Annotated in this window: 21 protein-coding genes; 14 read left to right on the forward strand and 7 right to left on the reverse strand. The window is 70.2% G+C overall.

The features are described 5' to 3' along the window. Window positions 1–13: 13 nt before the first annotated feature. A complete protein-coding gene (locus tag DX116_RS06125) occupies window positions 14–1,375 on the forward strand; it encodes a C69 family dipeptidase (protein ID WP_119704153.1) in 1,362 nt (453 codons plus the stop codon). A gap of 47 nt (window positions 1,376–1,422) precedes the next feature. After that, window positions 1,423–2,814, forward strand: a complete 1,392-nt coding sequence (locus tag DX116_RS06130; protein ID WP_119703263.1) for a purine-cytosine permease family protein — start codon at window positions 1,423–1,425, stop codon at window positions 2,812–2,814. A gap of 80 nt (window positions 2,815–2,894) precedes the next feature. Here the strand turns inward: DX116_RS06130 and DX116_RS06135 are convergent, their stop codons facing one another. Then, on the reverse strand, window positions 2,895–3,986 hold the full coding sequence (locus DX116_RS06135; RefSeq protein ID WP_119703264.1) for an inositol-3-phosphate synthase: 1,092 nt from the start codon (window positions 3,984–3,986) through the stop codon (window positions 2,895–2,897). Between the two features lie 23 nt (window positions 3,987–4,009). Beyond that, window positions 4,010–4,609 (reverse strand): PadR family transcriptional regulator, encoded by a 600-nt coding sequence (locus tag DX116_RS06140; protein WP_119703265.1) that lies wholly within the window; start codon window positions 4,607–4,609, stop codon window positions 4,010–4,012. Between the two features lie 192 nt (window positions 4,610–4,801). Here DX116_RS06140 and DX116_RS06145 point away from each other — a divergent pair, with 192 nt between their 5' ends. Further along, a complete protein-coding gene (locus tag DX116_RS06145) occupies window positions 4,802–7,063 on the forward strand; it encodes a transglycosylase domain-containing protein (protein WP_158591915.1) in 2,262 nt (753 codons plus the stop codon). On the opposite strand, the gene DX116_RS06150 is transcribed toward DX116_RS06145, so the two are convergent. Further along, window positions 7,060–8,100 carry an alanine racemase gene (locus DX116_RS06150; RefSeq protein WP_119703267.1) on the reverse strand — a complete coding sequence of 347 codons (1,041 nt, stop codon included), beginning with the start codon at window positions 8,098–8,100 and terminating at the stop codon, window positions 7,060–7,062. The two genes, DX116_RS06145 and DX116_RS06150, sit on opposite strands and share 4 nt — an antisense overlap. Before the next feature lie 2 nt (window positions 8,101–8,102). Then, window positions 8,103–9,251 carry a lipid II:glycine glycyltransferase FemX gene (locus tag DX116_RS06155; RefSeq protein WP_119703268.1) on the reverse strand — a complete coding sequence of 383 codons (1,149 nt, stop codon included), beginning with the start codon at window positions 9,249–9,251 and terminating at the stop codon, window positions 8,103–8,105. 89 nt (window positions 9,252–9,340) lie between these two features. Here DX116_RS06155 and DX116_RS06160 point away from each other — a divergent pair, with 89 nt between their 5' ends. Beyond that, on the forward strand, window positions 9,341–10,222 hold the full coding sequence (locus DX116_RS06160) for a siderophore-interacting protein (RefSeq protein WP_147393601.1): 882 nt from the start codon (window positions 9,341–9,343) through the stop codon (window positions 10,220–10,222). A gap of 286 nt (window positions 10,223–10,508) precedes the next feature. On the opposite strand, the gene DX116_RS06165 is transcribed toward DX116_RS06160, so the two are convergent. After that, window positions 10,509–10,796, reverse strand: coding sequence for a GIY-YIG nuclease family protein (locus DX116_RS06165; protein ID WP_119703270.1), 288 nt, complete (start codon window positions 10,794–10,796; stop codon window positions 10,509–10,511). A gap of 248 nt (window positions 10,797–11,044) precedes the next feature. Then, window positions 11,045–11,482, reverse strand: a complete 438-nt coding sequence (locus tag DX116_RS06170) for an HNH endonuclease (protein ID WP_119703271.1) — start codon at window positions 11,480–11,482, stop codon at window positions 11,045–11,047. Between the two features lie 151 nt (window positions 11,483–11,633). Here DX116_RS06170 and DX116_RS06175 point away from each other — a divergent pair, with 151 nt between their 5' ends. From DX116_RS06175 to hrpB, 6 genes are all read left to right on the forward strand, one after another. Next, window positions 11,634–13,241 (forward strand): circularly permuted type 2 ATP-grasp protein, encoded by a 1,608-nt coding sequence (locus DX116_RS06175; protein WP_233556580.1) that lies wholly within the window; start codon window positions 11,634–11,636, stop codon window positions 13,239–13,241. After that, entirely contained in the window at window positions 13,235–14,161 is a 927-nt protein-coding gene (locus DX116_RS06180) for an alpha-E domain-containing protein (protein WP_119703273.1), read from the forward strand. The genes DX116_RS06175 and DX116_RS06180 overlap by 7 nt, the downstream gene beginning before the upstream one ends. A 49-nt stretch (window positions 14,162–14,210) precedes the next feature. Further along, a complete protein-coding gene (locus tag DX116_RS06185) occupies window positions 14,211–15,053 on the forward strand; it encodes a transglutaminase family protein (RefSeq protein WP_119703274.1) in 843 nt (280 codons plus the stop codon). A 123-nt stretch (window positions 15,054–15,176) separates the two neighbouring features. Beyond that, window positions 15,177–15,797: a CG0192-related protein gene (locus tag DX116_RS06190; RefSeq protein WP_119703275.1), complete on the forward strand. Its 621-nt coding sequence runs from the start codon at window positions 15,177–15,179 to the stop codon at window positions 15,795–15,797. Between the two features lie 27 nt (window positions 15,798–15,824). Next, window positions 15,825–16,895, forward strand: coding sequence for an L-glyceraldehyde 3-phosphate reductase (mgrA, locus tag DX116_RS06195; protein WP_119703276.1), 1,071 nt, complete (start codon window positions 15,825–15,827; stop codon window positions 16,893–16,895). A 5-nt stretch (window positions 16,896–16,900) separates the two neighbouring features. Continuing rightward, a complete protein-coding gene (hrpB, locus tag DX116_RS06200) occupies window positions 16,901–19,357 on the forward strand; it encodes an ATP-dependent helicase HrpB (protein WP_119703277.1) in 2,457 nt (818 codons plus the stop codon). Window positions 19,358–19,360: 3 nt separating this feature from the next. Here the strand turns inward: hrpB and DX116_RS06205 are convergent, their stop codons facing one another. After that, on the reverse strand, window positions 19,361–19,939 hold the full coding sequence (locus DX116_RS06205) for a molybdenum cofactor biosysynthesis protein (protein WP_199715939.1): 579 nt from the start codon (window positions 19,937–19,939) through the stop codon (window positions 19,361–19,363). A 200-nt stretch (window positions 19,940–20,139) separates the two neighbouring features. Here DX116_RS06205 and DX116_RS06210 point away from each other — a divergent pair, with 200 nt between their 5' ends. The 4 genes from DX116_RS06210 to rpsR all read left to right on the forward strand — a co-directional run bounded on the left by DX116_RS06210 (window position 20,140) and on the right by rpsR (window position 22,562). Then, a complete protein-coding gene (locus tag DX116_RS06210; RefSeq protein ID WP_119703278.1) occupies window positions 20,140–21,126 on the forward strand; it encodes a hypothetical protein in 987 nt (328 codons plus the stop codon). Between the two features lie 215 nt (window positions 21,127–21,341). Next, entirely contained in the window at window positions 21,342–21,632 is a 291-nt protein-coding gene (gene rpsF / locus DX116_RS06215; protein WP_119704154.1) for a 30S ribosomal protein S6, read from the forward strand. A 96-nt stretch (window positions 21,633–21,728) separates the two neighbouring features. After that, window positions 21,729–22,292, forward strand: coding sequence for a single-stranded DNA-binding protein (locus tag DX116_RS06220; protein WP_119703279.1), 564 nt, complete (start codon window positions 21,729–21,731; stop codon window positions 22,290–22,292). A 33-nt stretch (window positions 22,293–22,325) separates the two neighbouring features. Next, a complete protein-coding gene (gene rpsR / locus DX116_RS06225; RefSeq protein WP_056604045.1) occupies window positions 22,326–22,562 on the forward strand; it encodes a 30S ribosomal protein S18 in 237 nt (78 codons plus the stop codon). Window position 22,563 lies beyond the last annotated feature (1 nt).

Here is a 22,563-nt window from a genome sequence, read left to right on the forward strand (position 1 = left end):
CACCTTCGTGGCCATGACTGACTCGACCGCCTCCGGCTCGGTGCTGTTCGGCAAGAACAGCGACCGTCCGGCGGGGGAGACGCAGCCGCTACGCAGCGAACCGGCCCGCGATGCGGGAGGACCTCTTCAGCTGGCCTACGTCACGATCGACGACGCGCCTGCCTACGCCCATGTCGGATCGGCGCCGTTCTGGTGCTGGGGGTACGAGATCGGTGTCAACGAGCACCGCGTCGCGATCGGTAACGAGGCGGTCTTCACCCGACCATGGGCAGACGCCGTCGCCGCCGAGAAGAAGGAGATGGGCCCCGTACCGGGGCTGCTCGGGATGGAGCTCGTGCGACTGGGCCTCGAGCGCGGCCGTTCTGCCCGCGCCGCCGTCGACGTGATGACCGATCTGCTGGCTCGCCACGGGCAGTGGGGAGCGGCCATGGTGGGGGCGTCCCATGCCGACGGCTCCTACGACAACTCGTTCATCGTCGCCGACCCCCACGAGGCCTGGATCGTGGAGACCGCCGGACGCGAGTGGGCGGCCCGCCGGCTGACGTCGGGGGTCGAGTCGATCAGCAACGAGCTCACGATCCGACAGGACGCCGACCTCGTGAGCGACGGGCTGCTCGACCTCGCGCTGCAATCGGCCGGCTGGGACGAGGGGTGGGGCGGTCTGGACGTCGCCGAGGCTCTCACCGACCCACAGACGCCGCTGCAGGTCTCCCACATCAGACGAAGGAGGTCGCACCAGCTCCTCACGGACGCAGCCGAGCGCGGTGGTGTCTCGGTCGACGACGCCAAGATGGTGCTGCGCGACCACCTGGAGGGTTCATTCCTCGGGGGACCGAGCCGGGACGCCTCCCGGCCGGACTTCCACACCTTGTGCATGCACGAGCACCCGTCGGGGTTCACCTGGGGCAACACGGCGGCATCGATGATCGTCGAGCTGCACGACGATCCGGACCGGCCTGTGACGATCTGGTGGTCCCCCGTCACGCCGTGCACCGGTGTCTACCTTCCGGTGTACGTCGGTGCCGAGCTGCCGCCGAGCACGCTTCTCCCCGCCCGGTCGGGCTCGGCGGACCCTCGCGACCACACGCAACCCGTGCACGATCCGGAGTCGCTGTGGTGGCAGTGGCAGCTGTTACTCGACGCAGCCAAGGATCCCGTCACCCGAGACTTCACCGGACGTGCCGCCATCCTGCGCGAGGCGTTCGACCGCCTCGAGGACGAGTGGACGCGGGTCACGGTCGATCCGGATGATCTCGCCGGATTCTCGGCGAGGTGCGTCGCCCAGGCCCGAACGGCAGCCCTCGCCGTGCTGCACGAGCTCGGCGCCGACCTCGACGCACCGCTCGACCCGCGGTGGGCCACGTCCCCCACCTGATGTCGCGCCGACCGGCACGGCACCACCGTTCACCCAAGGAGAAACCCATGTCCAGACGTTCCGCCTTCCGAGGTCCCGAGGCCTCGCTCGACGAACAGATCGAGAGCTACTCCGTCGAGCGAGTTCCCGACGACAAGCGGTGGCCGATCCCGGCCATCAGCCTGGTGCTGCTGGGCAATGCCACGGCCATGTTCTTCTTCTCCTTCGGCGCTCAGCAGACCTTCCTGGTCGGCTGGCCGAAGATGCTGATCCCCATCGGGTACTTCTTCATCGGAGCCATCGTCATCGGCGCGCTCACCATGAGGATGACCAGCCGCGAGGGGCTCTCGCAGGGTCTGATCTCCCGCGGTCTCGGGTTCGGCAGTCGTGGTGCGGCCATCGCGTCGTTCATCTACGCGCTCAACTTCATCTACTACTTCCTCTTCGAGGGCACGATCGTGTCCCACGCTCTGGCCTACTACTTCGACATACCGATCGACTCGATCGCCGGAATCGGCATCTTCGCCCTCATCGGCCTGGTGACGATCGCGTTCGTGTGGCGAGGCATGTACGCGATGTCGGCTCTGCAGACATGGGGCTTCCCGCTCTTCGTCGGGCTGATGGTCTGGGCCCTGATCTCGCTCGGCTCCAAGCATGACGTCGCCGGACCAGGAGCATGGGAGGCGACCGGGCTGTCGGGCGGCGCGGCACTCATGACCGCGATGAGCTTCGCGAACGGACAGATGATCTTCCAGGGCCTGATGGCCACCGACTACGGGCGTTTCGCCAGCCGCCACATCCGCTACCGGGGCACGGGGACGATCATGTTCCTCGAGCTCGTACCGATGTTCACGATCATCTTCCTCGGCGCCATGCTCGGTTCGACGCTGATCGGTGAGTTCGGCGCCGAGAAGGCCCAGGACCCCGGGTTCGTGTTCGTGCACCTGATGGGGCTGGCCGGAGTGGCCTTCGTGGTCATCACGCAGATCCGCATCAACGTCATGAACCTCTACGGCGGGTCGATCACCTTGGCCAGCGGGGTCGATGCCGTGTCCGGCTACCGGCCGGGACGGCCGTGGTGGATGTTCGCGATCTGGCTGTTCGGGGTCATCTTCTACGCGACGAACGTGATCAATCACCTCGGCACGTTCTTGGCCATCACGGGCGTGCTCACCAACACGTGGGTGCTGATCCTGCTGGCCGACTACTTCGTCTGCCGTCGCTGGCTGGGCCTCGGCAGATCCGAGGACATCGAGTTCCGCGAGGGCGAGGTCCGTGAGTGGAACCCGTGCGGGCTGACCTCGCTCGCCGTCGCGGTCGGCATCGGAGCGCTCGGGATCTTCGAGGTCTACCCGACGTACTACGCATCGTTCATCGCGATGTTCGTCGGACCGATCATCCACGTAGCCCTCACGACAGCGACCAAGGGTCGCTACTACACGCCGGCCGTGACCCGGTAGCTGTCACGCACGCGGCCCGGCGGACGACGTGACGAAGGCCCGGACCCCCAGGGGTCCGGGCCTTCGTGTGTCATCGGGATCTAGCGCTCGACCTCGCCCGCGATGTACTTCTCGAGCATGTCGCGCCCGAGGTCGTCCGGACGCTGCTCCGGGGGCGACTTCATCAGGTAGGACGACGCCGACAGCAGGGCGCCGCCGATGCCGCGGTCCTTGGCGATCTTGGCCGCGCGGATCGCGTCGATGATGATGCCGGCCGAGTTGGGCGAGTCCCAGACCTCGAGCTTGTACTCCAGGTTGAGGGGGACGTCGCCGAACGCGCGACCCTCGAGGCGGACGTACGCCCACTTGCGGTCGTCGAGCCAGGCCACGTAGTCCGAGGGGCCGATGTGGACGTTGCGGCTGTCCTTCAGGCCGGCGAGCGGGCCCGTCAGGTTGGAGGTGACGGCCTGCGTCTTGGAGACCTTCTTGGACTCCAGGCGCTCACGCTCGAGCATGTTCTTGAAGTCCATGTTGCCGCCGACGTTGAGCTGGTAGGTGCGGTCGAGCACGACGCCGCGGTCCTCGAACAGCTTGGCCATGACGCGGTGCGTGATGGTCGCGCCGACCTGGCTCTTGATGTCGTCGCCGATGATCGCGACGCCGGCGTCCTCGAACTTGCGGGCCCACTCGGGGTCCGAGGCGATGAAGACCGGCAGGGCGTTGACGAAGGCGACCTTCGCGTCGATCGCGCACTGCGCGTAGAACTTGTCGGCCTGCTCCGAGCCGACGGGCAGGTAGGAGACGAGCACGTCGGCCTGCGTGTCCTTGAGCACCTGGACGACGTCGACGGTCTGGGCGTCGGACTCCTCGATGGTCTCGCGGTAGTACTTGCCGAGCCCGTCGAGCGTGTTGCCCTTCTGGACGATGACGCCGGTCGGCGGAACGTCGACGATCTTGATCGTGTTGTTCTCGCTGGCCTGGGTGGCCTCGGACAGGTCGAAGCCGACCTTCTTGGCGTCGACGTCGAACGCGGCGACGAACTCGATGTCGTTGACGTGGTACTCGCCGAACTTGACGTGCATGAGCCCGGGGACGTTGCCGTCGGGGTCGGCGTCCTTGTAGTACTCGACGCCCTGGATGAGCGACGTGGCGCAGTTGCCCACTCCCACGATTGCTACGCGAATCGAACCCATGGGTTCTCCTTTGTTGATGGTTGTCACTTCTCGGTGGTGTTGGTCGGTGTGATCTGGTCGGGATGGTCGGGGTAGCCGCCGGACCGTTCACGGTCGATGAGCTCGGTCAGCCACTTCACCTCGCGCTCGACGGACTCGAGGCCGTGCCGCTGCAGCTCCAAGGTGTAGGAGTCGACGCGGTCGCGCTTGCGCTGCCCCGCCTTGCGGACGCTGTCGAGCCGCTCCTCGAGCCGGCTGCGTCGCCCCTCGAGGATGCGCACCCGTGAGGCCGCGTCGGTGCGCGAGAAGAAGGCGAAGCGGACGCCGAAGGCCTCGTCGTCCCACGTCGATGGACCGGAGTCCTCGAGGGCCTGGGCGAAGTGCTCCTTGCCCTCCGCGGTGAGCTTGTAGACGATGCGGGGGCGCTTGCCCTTGCCGCGTCCGTCGGGGTCGACGGTCTCGTCGGCGACGATGTAGCCGGCGCGGCCCAGTGCCTTCAGGGCCGGGTAGAGCGTCCCGTACGACAGGATGCGGCCCCAGCCGAGCAGGGCGTTGACCTGCTTGCGCAGCTCGTAGCCGTGCATCGGGGCGTCGTGGAGCAGCCCGAGGACCGCCACCTCCAGCGCCGCGCCGCGTCGTGTCATCGCCCGTCCCTGACATAGTCGTTCGTTTGTTATATCGAGACGATACATCGACACGGCACGTCCGCCTAGCCGCCACCCCCGGTGACCCACGCCACGGCATCGGGACGCGATTGGTCATCTCTCAGGTACGTTCGGCACACTTGCTCGATGGCGGACCCGGACCACGGGTCCCGTACGGAGGTAGACAGAGCCTTGGCAACGCAGCGAAAGCGACCGTCGACGTCGAGCAGCACCGCGCGCAGCAAGCGCGGAGCGGCTGCCGGCACATCGTCCAAGACGGCGCGCAAGGGCGGACCCCTCGGAGCCGTGGGCCGCACGATCGGCGGTCGCGGACCCTGGTACGTCAAGACGCTGCGGTGGTTCGCCTTCCTCGCGGTCGCCGGCCTGCTGGCCTGCGCCCTGACGTTCTTCATCCTCTACCGCGCCATCTCGATCCCCGACGCCAACGCCGCGTTCCAGACGCAGACGACCCAGGTGTTCTACTCCGACGGCAAGCACAAGATCGGCGAGTTCGCGCAGCAGGATCGCGAGAGCGTGTCGATCGACGAGATCCCCGCCTCGATGCAGGCCGCGGCGATCGCGGCCGAGGACCGGTCGTTCTACACCAACCGCGGCATCGACCTCAAGGGCATCATCCGGGCCGCGCGCGACAACACGACCAGCGGATCGGTGCAGGCCGGTGGCTCGACCATCACGCAGCAGTACGTCAAGATCCTCTACCTGACGCAGGAGCGGTCGTACACGCGCAAGGTCAAGGAAGCCATCCTCTCGATCAAGATCCACAACCAGCTCAGCAAGAAGCAGATCCTCGAGGGGTACCTCAACACGATCTACTTCGGCAACCGTGCGTACGGCGTCCAGGTCGCCTCGCAGACCTACTTCGGCAAGCCGGCCTCCGAGCTGAACTACGCGCAGTCGGCGCTGCTCGCCACGATCGTCAACAGCCCCAGCTACTACGACCCGTACGCCGAGGGGGCGCAGGCGCGCATCCAGCCGCGCTTCAACTACGTGCTCGACGGCATGGTCAAGTCCAAGGCGATCACCGCCGAGGAGGCCGCGGCCTTCCGCGACCGCATCCCCGAGGTCAAGCCGCTCAAGAGCGTCGATCGCTTCGGCGGCACCAAGGGGTTCCTCCTCGACGCGGTCAAGACGCAGATGCTGAACAAGCTCAAGTTCGACCAGAGCCAGATCGACGGCGGCGGTCTGCGCATCGTCACGACCTTCGACTACAACGACCAGAAGGACGCCGTCGAGGCGATCAAGGCCAACCGCCCGTCCGGTGCGCCGGAGCTGCACCCGGCGCTCGTGTCGGTGCAGCCGGGCACCGGAGCCGTCCGCGCGATGTACGGCGGCCCCGACTTCTTGAAGAGCCCGCTCAACTGGGCCATGCTCGGCACGCAGCCCGGCTCGACGTTCAAGGTCTTCGCCGTCATCGCCGCGCTCGAGGACGGCTACAGCCTCAAGACGACCCTCAACGGCAACTCGCCGCTGCGCGACACCAAGGGCAACATCCTCACCGAGAACCAGGGTGACAGCGGCGGAGCCTCGTACGGCAACATCCCGTTGTCGCTGGCGACCGCCAAGTCGGTCAACGCCGCCTTCGTCGACCTGACGATCCAGATGGCGGGCGGCATGAACAGCGACTGGGCCCAGGGTGCCGACAAGGTGCTCAAGGCCGCTAACGACGCGGGCATCCCCAAGTCGGTCACCGACACGTGGGAGAAGACCGCCAACATCTCGCTGGGCGCCAACCAGGTCGCACCGGTCGACCTCGCCAACGCCTACGCGACGCTGGCGGCCGGCGGCAAGCGCGCCGACTGGTACATGGTGCAAAAGGTCACCGACTTCCAGGGCAGCGTGCTTCACGAGCACGAGGTCAAGACCAAGCGGACGATCCCCGAGGACGTCGTGGCCGACACCATCGCGGCGATGCGAGGCGTCGTGACGTCGGGCAGCGGCACGCAGGCGGCATCGGTGTGCACGACGGCCGGCAAGACCGGCACGGCGACCGCCGCCACCGACGGAAACGACAAGGACCAGCACGTCTCGTCGTCGTGGTTCGCGGGCATCACGCCCAAGCTGGCGACCGCCGTGATGTACAACCGGGGCAAGGGCAACGAGAACCTCGAGGGCTACATGCTGCCGACCTTCTTCGGTGGCCAGACCCCGGCCCGCACGTTCCGCACCTACATGAACGCGGCGCTGCAGGGCACCGAGTGCGGCACGTTCCCGCCGCCGGCCAACATCAGGGCCGACAAGGGCACGACGTACGTCGCGCCCAAGCCCAAGCCGACCAAGAAGCCCAAGCCGGAGAAGACGCGAAAGACGCAGGAGCCCCAGCCGACGACCCCGGCACCGACGACCCCGCCGCCGGTGGAGCCGCCGCCGGTGGTGCCGCCGGCGACGCCGACCACACCGACTCCTCCGACCCAGTCGCCCCCGACGGTGTCCTAGCGCAGGTTGATGGCGTCGAACGTCGCGGTGGTGAAGCGCACCGCGACGTCGACGCTGTCGCCGACCTCGGGAGCGGTGACGCTCGACGGCACGAAGATCATGCTCGCCTGCATGTGCGGGGGCTCGGCGAACCAGCGCTGCTTGCCGGCGATCGTGAACGGCGAGAGCGAGAGCCCGGCCGCCTCGAGCCCGCCCTTGGCCAGCGTCTTGCCGCGTCCGACCACGCCGGACGACGCCTTGGGCGCCTCCAGGCCGATGCCGTGGCTCGTGCCGCCGGAGATGATCAGCAGCGTCCCGTCGCGCGGCATCGCCCGCTGGCGGTAGCCGATGTGCTCGCCGCGGGCCACGAGGTGCGAGTCGAGCACCGTCGCCCGCACCGAGAGCGCCCCCAGGTCGCCCAGCCACAGCGACGTGCCGACGCGGGGACGGACGCGCAGCTGCGGGCGGCTGGCCGCCAGGGCGGCGGTCTCGCCCGGCGTCAGGTGGGAGACGTAGAGCGTGGTCGTGTCGACCTGGGACGTCTCGAGCACGGCGGCCCAGCCCTGTGCCTCGGCGGCGTTGCCGCCGGCCATCGAGCGCAGCGGCAGGTGGATCGCGAAGCCCTCGACGCGCAGGCTGCCCAGCGCCGCGACGGCGGCCGCGAGCTCGTGGCGGTCGAGGCCGTGACGCGCCATCGACGTCTCGCCCTCGAGCAGGATGCGTGCGTCGGGAGCCGACGCGGCCAGGTCGGCGATGTCGCTGACGCGGCCGAGCGTGTGGATGACCCGGTCGTCGAGCACGACGTCGGTGAAGAACGGCCGCCACGGCGTCATCACCATGACGTCGCCGGCGAACGACGCCAGCGCGCCGGGCACCTCGGCGTACGTGCCCACGGCGATCGTGTCGAGGCCGAGCGCGGCGGCCTCCATCGCCAAGAGGCTGCGCCCCAGGCCGTAGCCGTTGCCCTTGATGACCGGCACCATGCCGGGGTGGGCCTCCGAGACGGTGGCCAGGTGGCGGCGCCAGCGGGCCGCGTCGACGTCGAGATCGAATGCCATGGTCAGCGCCTCCGCATGTAGGCCGTGAAGCCGGCGTGGAGGGCGCGGTTGAGGGGGAGGTCCCACTCGCCGAGGTACTCGACGGCCTCGCCGCCCGTGCCCACCTTGAACTGGATGAGACCGACGTGGGAGTCGTCGGTGTCGAGGGTCTCGGTGATGCCGCGCATGTCGTACGTCGTGGCGCCGGCGGCCATCGCGTCGCGGATCATCTGCCACTGGATCGCGTTGGACCCGCGGACGTCGCGCTTCTCGGTGGTCGAGGCGCCGTAGGAGTACCAGGCGTGCCCACCGACGCGCACCATCGTGGTGGCGGCGACCAGGTCGCCCTCGTGGCGGGCCAGGTAGAGCACGAGGCGGTCGGCCTCCTCGGACGTCATCGCGTCCCACATGCGCTCGAAGTACGACAGCGGGCGCGGGGTGAAGTGGTCGCGCTCGGCGGTCTCGGCGTAGACCTCGTGGAAGGCCGCGAGGTCGTCGCGTCCTCCGCGGGTGACCTCGACACCGGCCTTGGCCGCCTTCTTGATGTTGCGGCGCCACAGCTGGTTCATGCCGGCGAGCACGGCGTCCTCGTCGCGTCCCTCGAGCGGCAGCTGGAAGTTGAACTTGGGCTGACCGGCCGAGAAGCCGCCCTCGGTGGGGATCTCCTTCCAGCCCAGAGCCGCCAGCGCCGATGCGACGCCGATCGCCTCGTCGTCGAGGACGTCGGCGGGCACGTCGGACAACGTGGCGAGCACGGGGTCGGCGATCGCCTGCTTGATCGTGCCCGCGTGCCACCGACGGGTGACGACCGGCGGCCCCATGCGGATGCCGAAGGCGCCCTGGCCCTTGAGGTGCGCGGCCATCGGCGTCAGCCAGCGCGCGAGGTCGAGGTCGGTCCAGTCGACGTCGGGACCCTCGGGCAGGTACGCGAGGTAGCGCTTGACCCGCGGCAGCTGGCGGTAGAGCACCAGCGCCGCGCCGACGAGCTGTTCGCCGGCGGGACGAGCGGCATCGAACCAGCCGATCGACTCGCCGCGCCACTCGTTCTTGACCGCGGCCCACGCGGGCGTCTGCAGGAAGCTGACCGACGACCGGCTGCGCACGAAGGCGAGGTGCTCGTCGGCGCTGATGGGCCGGACGTCGAGGGGGCCGTGCGGGGAGGCTGTCGTCACCGCACCACGCTACCAACCGCGGCCGACCGAGCCGGGGCGCCGATGAGTTAGGCTTGCCTTACTCTGCACCCCATCAGGAAGACCTGGCTGTGAAGACGTACACCGCGACCGTGCTGGGCCGGCGACAGCTGTCGGCCCACCTGGCCACCGTGACCTTGGGTGACCTCGACGACTACGCGACCACGGGCATCCCCGACGAGTACATCCGCGTGCTGATCCCGCCCGTGGGTGCCGAGCTCGCCCTGCCCCAGATCGACGAGAAGTGGAACATCACGTACGCCGAGGGCGCGATCGAGCCCGACTTCCGGGTGTACACGATCTCCGACCACCGTGTCGTCGAGGGCCGCACCGAGATCGACCTCGACATCGCCCTGCACGACCAGGGCGTCGGCTCCGACTGGGTGCGCCGCTGCCGCCGCGGCGACCAGGTGGGCCTCATCGAGCCGCACGGTCTGTACGCCGCGCCGGCCGACGTCCCGTGGCAGCTGTTGGTCGCCGACATCACCGGGCTGCCGGCGGTGGCACGCATCCTGCGCGGCCTGTCGCCCCAGCAGAAGGCCGTCGTGCACGTCGTGCTGACCGACCCCGCCGACGAGATCGCGCTGCCGAGCCCGGCCGACGTCGACCTCACCTGGCAGGTCGTGGCCAAGGACACCGACATCTGCGAGGCGCTCGCCGACGCCGTCACGTCGCGCGAGCTGCCGACGTCGGACCGCTACGTCTGGCTCGCGGGCGAGGCTCGCGCGAGCCGTGCCGTCCGGCGCCACCTGCGCCGCGAGCTCGGCTGGCCGCAGTCCGACTTCTACACGTGCGGCTACTGGCAGATCGAGGCCGAGAAGTGGAACGCGCGCTACGAGGAGGTCGCCGAGGTCGTCGAGAAGAAGTCGGCCGCGGTGCAGCGGGAGATCGGCGACGACCAGGGCGCCTACCTCGACGCCCTCGACGACATCTACGAGTCCGTCGGCCTCTAGCCCCCACCGTCGTTCCCCAGGGAGGCCGCCCGCGGCCGACCGTGAGCGAAGCGAAGGGGCACCGACGCAAGGATGCGCCTTGGCCTTCGGCCTCGCGGTCGCTGCGCTCCCTGGCGAACGGCGGCCCCTAGGGAGGCCGCTTGCGGCCGACCGTGAGCGAAGCGAAGGGGCACCGACGCAAGGATGCGCCTCGGCCATCGGCCTCACGGTCGCTGCGCTCCGTGGCGAACGGCGGCCCCTAGGGAGGCCGCTCGCGGCCGACCGTGAGCGGAGCGAGGGGAACCTCTCAGCGTCCCTCGAAGGGCTGACTGTCGTCATCCACCCGCACGCCGGGCCCGTCCCTGATGAGCATGCGCTTCTTGCCGTGGGTCCACCCGTGGATCTTCTTCTCCCGGTAGTAGGCCTCGACGATCCGTTCGTACTCCTCGAAGTACACGAGTCTCACCGGTAGCCGGCGCTTCGTGTACTCGGCGCCCTCGCCAGAGCGGTGTTGCTCGAGTCGGTGGAGAAGATCCCAGGTGCTGCCGGTGTAGTAGGTCCTGTCAGCACAGAGAAGGACGTAGGTGAAAGGCATGCGGCATGTTCGGGCCTGGGGCGGACGCTGGGCAAGATCGCCGTCCACAGGGTTCGCCTAGGCCTTCGGCCTCACGGTCGCTGCGCTCCCTGGCGAACGGCGACCCCTAGGGAGGCCGCTTGCGGCCGACCGTGAGCGAAGCGAAGGGGCACTGACGTCAGCGGTGGGGTTCGCCTCGGCGTTCGGCCTCACGGTCGCTGCGCTCCCTGGCGGACGGTGAGTGGATGGTTCAGGGCCGCCGCGAGAAGCTAGATCAGGACGGCGTACTGGGGCTGCTGCGGGGTGACGAGCAGCGTCATGCCCGCCTCGGACGGTGTGCGGTCGGCCTTGCGGTGGTTGCATCGCAGGCATGCCGCGACGGCGTTCTCCCACGTCAGCGCCCCACCCCGGCTGCGCGGGACGATGTGGTCGACGGTCTCGGCCTTGCCGCCGCAGTAGGCGCACATCTTGTCGCGGGCCTTGATGGCCGACTTGGTGCACAGGTTCGAGCGCCGGTGCATCCACTGGGTCACGACGTAGCGGACGAGCCGCAGCACCTTGGGCACCGGGAACGGGCCGAAGCGGCCCGCCGCGGCCTCCTCGACGACGGCGACCTCGCGCACGAGCATCTTGATGGCATGGCGCATGGAGACGCGCTGCAGCGGCTCGTAGCTCGCGTTCAGCACGAGCACGTGAGCATCGGACATCCCGGACCGCCTCCCGACGGAAGAACCTAGGCAGAGCGTAGTCGCCCGGGCCACGATCCGGGCTGCAACGACAGGATGAACACTTCGGCACGTGCCCCCGGGTGGACGTCGCGGAAACACGCCGTTAGCAAATCTGTCCTACGGTGAACACGTGGACACCTCTGAGCTCTTCGACGGCTACGGCCCCGTTGCCGGATTTGACGAGATGTTCGAGGGCACGGAGGTGCGGCCCAGCTACGGACAGGTGCATACGTCCTTCGAGACGATGGGCGCCGACGAGGTCCGCCTGCGCGCCGACTCCCTCGCGTCGTCGTACCTCGAGCAGGGCGTGACCTTCGGCGTCGAGGGCGAGGAGCGTCCCTTCCCGCTCGACATCGCGCCGCGCCTCATCGAGGCCGACGACTGGGACCACGTCGAGCAGGGCGTGCGGCAGCGGGTGCTGGCACTCGAGAAGTTCCTCGCCGACGCCTACGGCCCCGGCGAGCTGTTCGCCGACGGCGTCGTGCCGCGCGACACCGTCGTCACCTCGCCGCACTACCACCGGGTCGTCGCCGGCCTCGAGCCCGCCAACGGCGTGCGCGTGCACGTCGCGGGCGTCGACCTGATCCGCGACGGCAACGGCGACTTCCGGGTGCTCGAGGACAACGTGCGCGTGCCGTCGGGCGTCTCGTACGTCATGACCAACCGCCGCGCGCTGTCGGCCGCGCTGCCCGAGGTGTTCGCCGACCACCGCATCCGCCCGGTCGCCCACTACTCGCAGCAGCTGCTGGCCGCGCTGCGCAAGGCCGCTCCCGCCGGTGTCAGCGATCCGACCGTCGTGGTGCTGACGCCCGGCGTCTACAACTCGGCCTACTTCGAGCACACCCTGTTGGCGCGGACGATGGGCGTCGAGCTCGTCGAGGGACGCGACCTGGTGTGTCGCTCGGGCCGCGTCATGATGCGCACCACGCAGGGCCTCGAGCCCGTGCACGTCATCTACCGCCGCATCGACGACGAGTTCCTCGACCCGGTGCAGTTCCGCCCCGACTCGGCGCTCGGCGTGCCCGGCATCATCAATGCCGCCCGCGCCGGCCACGTGACGATCGCCAACGCGGTCGGCAACGGCGTCGCCGACGACAAGCTGCTCTACACGTACGTGCCCGACCTCATCCGCTACTACCTCTCGGAGGAGCCGATCCTGCGCAACGTCGACACGTGGCGCATGGGCGAGGCCGATCAGCGCGAGGAGGTGCTCGACCGGCTCGACGAGCTCGTGCTCAAGCCGGTCGACGGCTCCGGCGGCAAGGGCATCGTGATCGGCCCCGCCGCCACCAAGGGCGAGCTCGACGAGCTGCGCGGCAAGATCCTGCTCGACCCGCGGGCGTGGATCGCCCAGCCCGTCGTCTCGCTGTCGACCGTCCCGACCCTGGTCGAGGACGGCATCCGTCCGCGCCACGTCGACCTGCGGCCGTTCGCGGTGCACGACGGCGACGACGTCTTCGTGCTGCCCGGCGGCCTCACCCGCGTGGCGCTGCCGGAGGGCGAGCTGATCGTCAACTCCAGCCGCGGCGGCGGATCCAAGGACACCTGGGTGCTCGCCCGTCCCAGCGACCCTGACGACGAGGGCGAGGTCGCTCCCAGCGCGTCGCCGGTCTCGGGCATCGCGCAGTCCGCCGGGCCGGCCCTCGAGATCGACACCGGGGACGTCCACGTGCAGGAGCAGGAACAGCAGCAGCAACAGGTCCTTTCGACAGGCTCAAGGAGCGATGCCACGTGCTGAGCCGTATCGCGGAGTCGCTGTTCTGGATCGGCCGCTACCTCGAGAGGGCCGACGACACCGCCCGCATCCTCGACGTGCAGATGCAGGTGCTGATCGAGGACCCGGGCATGGACGAGCGCACGTCGTGCGAGCAGCTGCTGTCGGTCATGGGCGTCGAGGACTACAGCGGCAACCCCAACCGCTGGATGATGCTCGACCTGCTCGCCCACAACCCCGAGTCGCCGGTCTCGATCGCGGCCGCCATCGGCGCCGCGCGCGAGAGCTCGCGCCGGGCCCGCGAGACGCTGTCGACCGACATCTGGGCCGCGATCAACACGACGTGGCGGGGCCTCAGCACCGCCCGGGCCATGCGGCCGCCGGACATGTTCAGCTGGGTGCGCAACCGCACCGCGATGATCTCGGGCATCGCCGACTCGACCATGTCGCGCGACGACGGCTGGCACTTCTACATGCTGGGCCGCAGCATCGAGCGCGTCGACATGACGGCGCGGCTGCTGTCGACCGCGGCGCTGGCGTCGGGCCCGCAGGTCGCCTGGCCGACGACGTTGCGTGCCTGCGGCGCCTACGAGAGCTTCATCCGCGCGTACCGCGGCATCGAGGCCGATCGCCAGGCCGCCGAGTTCCTGCTGCTCGACCGGTGGTTCCCGCGGTCGATCGTGTCGTCCCTGGCCGAGGCCGAGCGCGCCCTGGGCAACCTGGCGGCGTCGGGCCAGCGGTCGGGCTTCAGCGACGAGGCCCAGCGCCTGCTGGGTCGTGCCCGCACCGAGCTGGAGTACCGGCCCCTGGCGGACATCGTCTTCGACCTGCCGGTCGAGATGGAGCGGCTGCAGCGCAGCTGCGCGGCGGCCAGCGACGCCGTCTCGGCACGCTACTTCGCCGAGTCCGAGGTCCACACCTGGCGCGGAGGAGTGATCGTATGAATTACCCCATCGAACTGTTCGCTGCGCTCACACTCCGCCGGGGGCCCCGATGACCTATCAGCTGCGCATCAAGCACACGACGGGCTATCACTACGAGAAGGGCGCGATGGCGTCGTTCAACGAGGCCCGCATGACGCCCATGACGACGTCGGAGCAGTACGTCCTGCGCTCGCGCCTCGAGATCACGCCTACCCCGTGGTCGTACGAGTACCGCGACTACTGGGGCACGACCGTCACCTCGTTCGAGGTGCACGACCCGCACTCCGACCTGACGGTCGTCGCGACGTCGATCGTCGACACGCAGGAGGTGCCGGCCAAGCCGCACGCCATCGGCTGGGACGACCTCACCGACGACGTCACGGACGAGTGGTGCGAGTACCTCGTGCTGTCCGACTGGGTCGCCCCGGCCGACGACCTCCGCGGGCTGCTCGACGAGCTGCGGGCGACGGCCGAGCGTCCGGGCGACTACGCGCGGGCCGCCGTCGACCTCCTGCACTCACGCATCGCCTACGTGCCGGGCAGCACCGAAGTGACCACGACGGCGGCCGACGCCTGGGCGGCGCAGACCGGCGTGTGCCAGGACTTCGCGCACCTCAGCCTCGGCGCCCTGCGCCACGCGGGCGTGCCGGCGCGCTACGTCTCGGGCTATCTGCACCCGTCGCGCGACCCGGTCGTCGGCGAGACGGTCGAGGGCGAGTCGCACGCGTGGATCGAGTGGTGGGACGGCGAGTGGGTCGCCTGGGACCCGACCAACGCGGTCGCCCCCGGCCCGCGCCACGTCGTGGTGGCCAAGGGACGCGACTACGGCGACAGCCCCCCGCTGCGGGGCATCTTCTCGACGGCGGGCGGCTCCGAGCTGTTCGTCGGCGTCGAGATCACCCGCCTCCGCTAGCCCGCCCCCACCCCCGTCCCCGCGAGTGGTGCGGACCGGACGTTCTGGGACGGCGTGTCCGTCCAGTCCGCACCACTCGAGGCCGGGTACGCAGCACTCGCGCGATGGGCGCAGGATGAGCACATGGCCCTCCTCCACGCAGCCGAGATCCGTCCGAGCAAGATCGAGCTGATCCGCGGCTGGGCACCCGACCAGCCGTGGTTCGTCGGCGACGACCTCGGGCTCGAGCAGGTCGCGGCCTACCGCTTCGACGACCCCGACGGCGAGGTCGGCATCGAGACGATCCTGGTGCGGTCGGGCGACGGGCCCGTGTTGCAGATCCCCCTGACCTATCGCGGCGCCCCCCTTGCCGGCGCCGACGAGTGGCTCATCACGACGATGGAGCACACCGTGCTGGGCGATCGCTGGGTCTACGACGCGTGCGGCGACCCCGTCTACGCCGCCGCCCTCGCGACCACCATCCTGGGCGGCGGGTCCGAGGCGGCTCTCGAGCGCGACACCGACGGCGAGCGCGCCCCGGTCGAGCCCTCGATGCGCGTCATCGGCAGCGGCTCGTCGACCGACGTCGGGTCGGTCGGGCTGGTCGACGTCCGCGACCTCGACGGCTCGACGCTGGTGGTGACGTCGGTGGCCGAGCTCGAGGTGCTGCGCGTCGTGGGCGACTCGTGGTCCATGGGCGGAGAGACGCTCACGGGCACCTGGGACGGCCGCGACGGCTCGGTGCTGCTCGCCGCCGCGCGCTGATCTGGGCGCCCGGCTAGCGTGAACCACATGACCGAAGAGCGCTACTACGCCGATCCCGTGCCCGATCTCCACCGCCCGTACGTCGCGGCCGACGACCGCTACCAGCAGCTCGACTACCGCCGCGTCGGCAGCTCGGGCCTGCTGCTGCCCCCCATCTCGCTCGGTCTGTGGTGGAACTTCGGCGACAACCGCCCGTTCGACACCCAGCGCGAGGTGCTGCGCCACGCCTTCGACAGCGGCATCACGCACTTCGACCTGGCCAACAACTACGGCCCGCCGTACGGCTCGGCCGAGGAGAACTTCGGTCGCATGATGCGCACCGACTTCAAGCCGTACCGCGACGAGCTGATCCTGTCGAGCAAGGCCGGGTGGGACATGTGGCCCGGCCCGTACGGCAAGCTCGGCTCGCGCAAGTACCTGCTGTCGAGCCTTGACGCCTCGCTCGAGCGGATGAGCGTCGACTACGTCGACATCTTCTACTCGCACCGCGTCGATCCGCACACGCCGCTGGAGGAGACCATCACGGCGCTCGACACCGCGGTGGGCCAGGGCAAGGCCCTCTACGCGGGCATCTCGTCGTACTCCCCGCAGAAGACGGCCGAGGCCGTCGCGATCGCCCGCGACCTCGGCACGCCGCTGATCATCCACCAGCCCTCGTACTCGATGCTCAACCGCTGGGTCGAGGGCGGGCTCCTGACCGTGCTCGACGAGCACGGCCTCGGCGCGATCGGGTTCTCGCCGCTCGCGCAGGGCCTGCTGACCGACAAGTACCTCGGCAAGGACGCCGTCCAGCGAGAGGGCGACCGCAGCAGCTTCGACGAGTCGGTGCTGACCAAGGAGAACCTCGACCGGCTGCGCGGTCTGGCCGGCATCGCCGAGAAGCGCGGTCAGTCACTGGCGCAGATGGCGATCTCCTGGATCCTGCGTCCCGGCGGCGTCACCTCGGCACTGATCGGGGCGTCGTCGGTCGAGCAGCTCAACGAGAACCTCGCCGCGGCGAAGCAGACCGATTTCACCGACGACGAGCTCGCCGCGATCGACGAGTTCGCCGGCGACGCCGAGGGCGTCGACCTCTGGAAGGTGTCGGCCGAGCTCTGACGACCGTGCCTGCGACGACCGCGATCCAGCGCCTGCTCGACAACCCGCCCGACCTGCCGGTCCTGGGCGGGCTGTCGGCGCTGACCGCGGCGCTCGGGCGGCGGGGCGCCGCGGTCGTGCAGGCCCCGCCCGGCACGGGCAAGACCACGCTGGTGCCCCCGGCGGTCGCAGCGATGGTGTCCGGCCGGGTGGTCGTGACGCAGCCGAGGCGCATCGCGGCCCGCGCAGCGGCGCGCCGTCTGGCCGGTCTGCTCGGCGAGCGCGTCGGCGAGACCGTGGGCCACACGGTCCGCGGCGACCGGGTGGTCGGTGCCGGCACGCGCATCGAGTTCGTGACGACCGGCGTCCTGCTGCGTCGGCTGCAGCGCGATCCGGAGCTGCCCGGGGTCTCGGCCGTCGTGCTCGACGAGGTGCACGAGCGTCAGCTCGACGCCGACCTGACGCTGGCCTTCCTCGCCGACGTCCGGTCGACCCTGCGCGACGACCTGCTGCTGGTGGCGATGTCGGCGACGGTCGAGGCCGGCCGCACGGCCGCCGTGCTGGGTGACGTGCCGGTCGTCGACGTGCCGGGGGCGCTCCACCCCGTGACGCAGCACTGGGCGCCACCGCCTCCCGGGGTGCTGCCGACGGACGAGCGGGGGGTGCCACCGCGCTTCCTCGATCACGTCGCCGCGACGGTGCGTCAGGCGTTGGCCATCGACGACGGCGACGCCCTGGTGTTCGTGCCGGGCGTGGGTGAGGTCGACGGCGTCGTGCGTCGGCTGTCGGGCCTGCCCGACACCGACGTGCTCGCGCTGCACGGACGCCTGCCGCCTCGCGAGCAGGACCTCGCACTGGCCCGGGGGCCGCGACGACGGGTCGTCGTGTCGACCGCCGTCGCGGAGTCGTCGCTGACGGTGCCGGGCGTGCGCATCGTGGTCGACGCCGGCCTCTCCCGGGAGCCGCGGACCGACCAGGTGCGCGGGCTGCCGGCTCTCGTCACGGTCCGGGTGAGCCGATCGGCCGCCGAGCAGCGGGCCGGCCGGGCGGGCCGCGAGGGCCCCGGTGCGGTGCACCGGTGCTGGTCGCGGGCCGATCACGGCCACCTCACGGCCCATCCGGCGCCCGAGGTGGCGGTCGCCGACCTGACCGGCTTCTGCCTCGAGCTCGCGGCGTGGGGTGCGCCCGACGGGGAGGGCCTCGCCCTGCTCGATCCGCCGCCGCCCGCTGCGCTCGAGTCGGCCCACGACACGCTGACCGCGCTCGGCGCGATCGACGCGACGGGTGCCATCACGGCGCGGGGACGGGCCATCGCCCAGGTACCTGCCGACCCGCGTCTGGCCAGGGCCCTGCTCGACGGGGCCGAGGCCGTCGGGGCGCGCCGCGCTGCCGAGGTGGTTGCGCTGCTCGACGACGATGTCCGCGCGCCGGGTGGCGATCTCGTCGCGGCTCTGCGCGCGGCTCGGCGCGGCGGGCCGGCTCACCGCTCGTGGTCCGACGCCGTGTCGCGGCTCGAGAACCTGCTGCCGTCGACGGCGCCGCGCACCGACCTGACGGACGATCTCGCCGTCGGCACCGTCGTGGCCCTCGCGCATCCGGGCCGCATCGCCCGTCGACGTCCGGGCGGCGGGTCGTACCTGATGGTCTCGGGCACGGGCGCGTCGTTCCGCTCGGCCGACCCCGCCCTCGCCGGCGTGCCGTGGATCGCGATCGCCGACGCCGAACGACGTCCGGGCGCACCCGACGCGACGATCCGCTCGGCCGCACCCATCGACGAGGACATCGCGCTCGCCGCGGCGTCGGGGGCGTGGCACGAGGTCGACGAGGTGACCTGGGCGCGCGGCCGGGTCGCCGCACGCCGCGTGACGCGCCTGGGTGCCATCGAGCTGTCGGCCGTCCGGCTGGCCGATCCGTCGCCCGAGGCCGTCAGGGCAGCGGTGGCCGATGCGTTGGCGCGCGAAGGTCTCGACCTGCTGCCCTGGACGGAGGCGGCCACCGCGCTGCGCCGGCGCATGGCGTTCTTGCACCACGCGCTCGGCGACCCGTGGCCCGATGTCGCCGACGAGGCGCTGCTCGCCGGCATCGATGCCTGGCTGGGCGCCGACCTCGCGCGCATCGACGTGCTGAGTGCGCTGCGCCGACTGCTGCCGTGGCCGGCGGCGGGCCGCCTCGACGAGCTGGCCCCCGAGCGGGTGGCCGTCCCGAAGGGGCCGGCCGTGCGGGTCGAGTACGGGCCCACCGGCACCGAGCAGCCCGTGCTGTCGCTCAAGCTGCAGGACGCCTTCGGCTGGTCGGCGACCCCCAGGCTCGCCGACGGACGGGTACCGCTGCTGCTGCACCTGCTGACGCCGGCGCGTCGGCCAGCGGCCGTGACGGCCGATCTCGAGTCGTTCTGGGCCGGGCCGTACCGGCAGGTCAGGTCGGAGCTGCGCGGTCGGTACCCGAAGCACGCCTGGCCCGAGGACCCCACGTCCGACGCCTAGCGGTTACGACACGGGGGCTCGGCGCACCTGGCGGGTCAGCTCGTCCTGCGGGATGGGCACGACGTCGGTGACGCGAGCGGGGCCGACCGAGAGCTCCCCGTCGTCGAGGGGCTCGCAGCGGATGCCGCCGTGGCCGCGCATCGCCTGGTGCGCGCCGGGGGCGAACACCTCGTTCATCCATGCGCACGGATTGGCCGGCGTGATCGAGCGGAAGCGGATGGGGCCGTGGCCTGCGTCGAGCGTGAAGGTGCACCGCACCAGCGCATCGACGTCGAGCCCGCGCGTCACGACGTTGCGGCGGGCGAGGACCGGGTCGAACGGGGTGTTGGCGGCCGGGAAGAGCCCGTCGCCGGCGATCTGGGCCTCGAGCGCCTCGATCTGCTCGCCCGCGATCATCGTGACCGATGCGTACGTGAACCGGGTGTTGAAGTAGCGGTCGCCGACCAGGCCCTTGTGCGCCCGCACCCGCACCGACGGCGGCGTCTCGTCGCCGTCGTACGGCGTCGTCCCGTCGCGGGGGCGTCCGTCCATGCGACGCACCGGCGAGACCACCAGGTGCGTGATCGCGATCTCGAGCTCCATCCCGCCACCCTAGATCGCCCACCCCACCCCCTTCCCGCGAGTGGTGCGGTCTGGACATTCTGGGACGGCGTGTCTGTCCGGAACGCACCACTCGGGCCCTGGAACGCACCACTCGCCGCGTCCTGGGGACGACGCCCGCATGTCCACAGGCCTGCGACCAGCGCTGGCCGCGAGCCTCACCGGCGTCCGATCGTCGACGGATGGACCCGATCCTCCACCGTCACGCAGAGTCGCACGGCTTCACGTCCCGCTCGCTGCGGCGATCACCGTCCTTCGTCCACCCCGTCCATGGGGTGGCGCAGCTCGCGTCGAGCTCGGACGACCTGGCGTCCACGTGCCGAGCGGTCGCCCGGGTGCTGCCCGAGGGCACCGTCTTCACCCACGTCACGAGCGCACTGCTCCACGGGTGGTGGATGCCGATGGCGGACGCCTTCCCCCTCGTGGCGTGCACGGACGGCGAGACGACCCATCACGACCGTCGCGGCGTGTGCGTCCGCCGGTGCGACGTGCCGCCCGGGCACCGTCAGCGCCTGGGCGACATCGCGGTGGCGTCGCCGGAGTGGACGATCGTCGAGCTGTCGGAGCACCTGGCCCTGCTCGACCTCGTCGCCCTCATCGACTCCGCCCTCCACCTCGGCCACACGACGGTCGACGCGATCCGCGCGACGATGCGTCGCGGCAGGCGGGGCGTCCGGGTGCTCCGCCGCGCGCTCGACCTGTGCGACGCCCGCAGCGAGTCGTGGTGGGAGACGATGCTGCGTCTCGTGCACGTCCTCTCGGGGTTCGAGGTCGACGCGCAGGAGCGCATCCTCAACCGGGGCGGGGTCGAGATCGCCCGCGTCGACCTGCGCATCCGGGGCACGTCGCGAGTCGCCGAGTACGACGGATCGGACCACCGCGACCGGCAGCAGCACCAGGACGACCTGCGGCGGGAGAAGGCGCTGCAGCGGGAGGGTCTCGAGCGGTACGGCTACATCGCCACGGAGATCGTCCTCGGTGCCAGGCAGATCGTCCGCGACGCCGAGCTCGCGACCGGGCGCCCGCACGTCGATTCGCGCGCCGACACGTGGTTGGCCGAGGCCGCGCTCGCCAGCCTCACCCTCAAGGGACGTGTCGCTCTGGCACGCCGGCTCGACCGGATGACCCGCACCACGTCCCAGCGAGTGGTGCGCCGTCGTGCCGGGTGAGCTCGAGTGGTGCGTTTGCGGTCACGAGTGGTGCGCTTCGGACGGACACGCCGTCCCAGAACGTCCACTCCGCACCACTCGCGGATCGGCGGCGGAGACAGAGGACGATTTCCCTCGGACGGCGGCGGTCCCGTAGTCTTGTGCGGTTGCTGTTCGGCAACCACTCCTGCTACGGAGAACCCGTAGCCGTTTAGTCCGAAGGAGACTGAATGTCACTGCGCCCGTACGAAGTCATGATCATCCTCGATCCTGATCTCGAAGAACGTACCGTCGCCCCCAGCCTGGACACGTACCTCAACGTCGTGCGCCAGGACGGCGGCTCCGTCGACGAGGTCGACGTGTGGGGCAAGCGCCGTCTTGCCTACGAGATCAACAAGAAGAACGAGGGCATCTACGCCGTCGTCCAGCTCAAGGCCGAGCCCGCCACGGTCAAGGAGCTCGATCGCCAGCTCGGACTCAACGAGTCCGTCGTGCGTACCAAGGTCACACGTCCCGACGTGAAGTAGGCCTGACCGGTTCCCGGTGTGGACGAGCGCTGTCGCTCTCGCGCCCGCTGAGGAACACTCGAGCCAGACACCCACACACCTGAAAGGCTGCGCCCCATGGCAGGCGAAACGATCATCACCGTCATCGGCAACCTGACCGACGACCCGGAGCTCAAGTTCACTCCTTCGGGCGCCGCAGTTGCCAACTTCACCGTCGCCTCGACGCCTCGAACCCTCGACCGTCAGACGAACGAGTGGAAGGACGGCGAGGCTCTGTTCATCCGCTGTGCCGCATGGCGCCAGCTCGCCGAGAACGTCGCCGAGTCGTTGCAGAAGGGTCAGCAGGTCATCGTCCAGGGCCCGCTGAGCGTCCGCAACTACGAGCGTCAGGACGGATCCCGTGGCACGAGCGTCGAGATGACGGTCAACGAGATCGGTCCCTCGCTGCGCTTCGCGACCGCCAAGGTCACCCGCGCCAACCGCTCCGGCGGTGGCGGCGGAGGTGGCTTCGGCGGCGGCAACGGCGGCGGGGGCAACAACTCAGGTGGTGGCTACGGCGGAGGCAACTCCGGCGGAGGTGCACCGGCACCCGCGAACGACCCCTGGTCGTCGCAGCCGGCGCAGGGTGGGTCTGGTTCCTGGGGTGGAAGCTCCGGCGCGTCCGAAGAGCCCCCCTTCTAACCACTCACGTCATTCACGAATCACAGGAGCAACATGGCTAAGCCAGTCGTCCGCAAGCCGAAGAAGAAGAGCAACCCGCTCGCCGCGGCCAAGGTCACCGACATCAACTACAAGGACACCGCGCTGCTGCGCAAGTTCATCTCGGACCGCGGCAAGATCCGCGCGCGCCGCGTCACGGGTGTCACCGTCCAGGAGCAGCGTCTCATCGCCAAGGCCATCAAGAATGCCCGCGAGATGGCCCTGCTTCCCTACACGACCACCGGCCGTTAAG

Source organism: Aeromicrobium endophyticum (assembly GCF_003586285.1).
Lineage (GTDB): Bacteria > Actinomycetota > Actinomycetes > Propionibacteriales > Nocardioidaceae > Aeromicrobium > Aeromicrobium endophyticum.

Bases quoted from the DNA above. Each gene is read 5' to 3' on its own strand.
- DX116_RS06125 (WP_119704153.1), top strand. From the start codon at position 14: ATGACTGACTCGACCGCCTCCGGCTCGGTGCTGTTCGGCAAGAACAGC.
- DX116_RS06210 (WP_119703278.1), top strand. From the start codon at position 20,140: ATGGACCCGATCCTCCACCGTCACGCAGAGTCGCACGGCTTCACGTCC.
- mgrA (WP_119703276.1), top strand. From the start codon at position 15,825: ATGACCGAAGAGCGCTACTACGCCGATCCCGTGCCCGATCTCCACCGC.
- DX116_RS06130 (WP_119703263.1), top strand. From the start codon at position 1,423: ATGTCCAGACGTTCCGCCTTCCGAGGTCCCGAGGCCTCGCTCGACGAA.
- DX116_RS06205 (WP_199715939.1), bottom strand. From the start codon at position 19,939: ATGGAGCTCGAGATCGCGATCACGCACCTGGTGGTCTCGCCGGTGCGT.
- DX116_RS06140 (WP_119703265.1), bottom strand. From the start codon at position 4,609: ATGACACGACGCGGCGCGGCGCTGGAGGTGGCGGTCCTCGGGCTGCTC.
- DX116_RS06220 (WP_119703279.1), top strand. From the start codon at position 21,729: ATGGCAGGCGAAACGATCATCACCGTCATCGGCAACCTGACCGACGAC.
- DX116_RS06150 (WP_119703267.1), bottom strand. From the start codon at position 8,100: ATGGCATTCGATCTCGACGTCGACGCGGCCCGCTGGCGCCGCCACCTG.
- DX116_RS06135 (WP_119703264.1), bottom strand. From the start codon at position 3,986: ATGGGTTCGATTCGCGTAGCAATCGTGGGAGTGGGCAACTGCGCCACG.
- DX116_RS06190 (WP_119703275.1), top strand. From the start codon at position 15,177: ATGGCCCTCCTCCACGCAGCCGAGATCCGTCCGAGCAAGATCGAGCTG.
- DX116_RS06165 (WP_119703270.1), bottom strand. From the start codon at position 10,796: ATGCCTTTCACCTACGTCCTTCTCTGTGCTGACAGGACCTACTACACC.
- DX116_RS06170 (WP_119703271.1), bottom strand. From the start codon at position 11,482: ATGTCCGATGCTCACGTGCTCGTGCTGAACGCGAGCTACGAGCCGCTG.
- rpsR (WP_056604045.1), top strand. From the start codon at position 22,326: ATGGCTAAGCCAGTCGTCCGCAAGCCGAAGAAGAAGAGCAACCCGCTC.
- DX116_RS06185 (WP_119703274.1), top strand. From the start codon at position 14,211: ATGACCTATCAGCTGCGCATCAAGCACACGACGGGCTATCACTACGAG.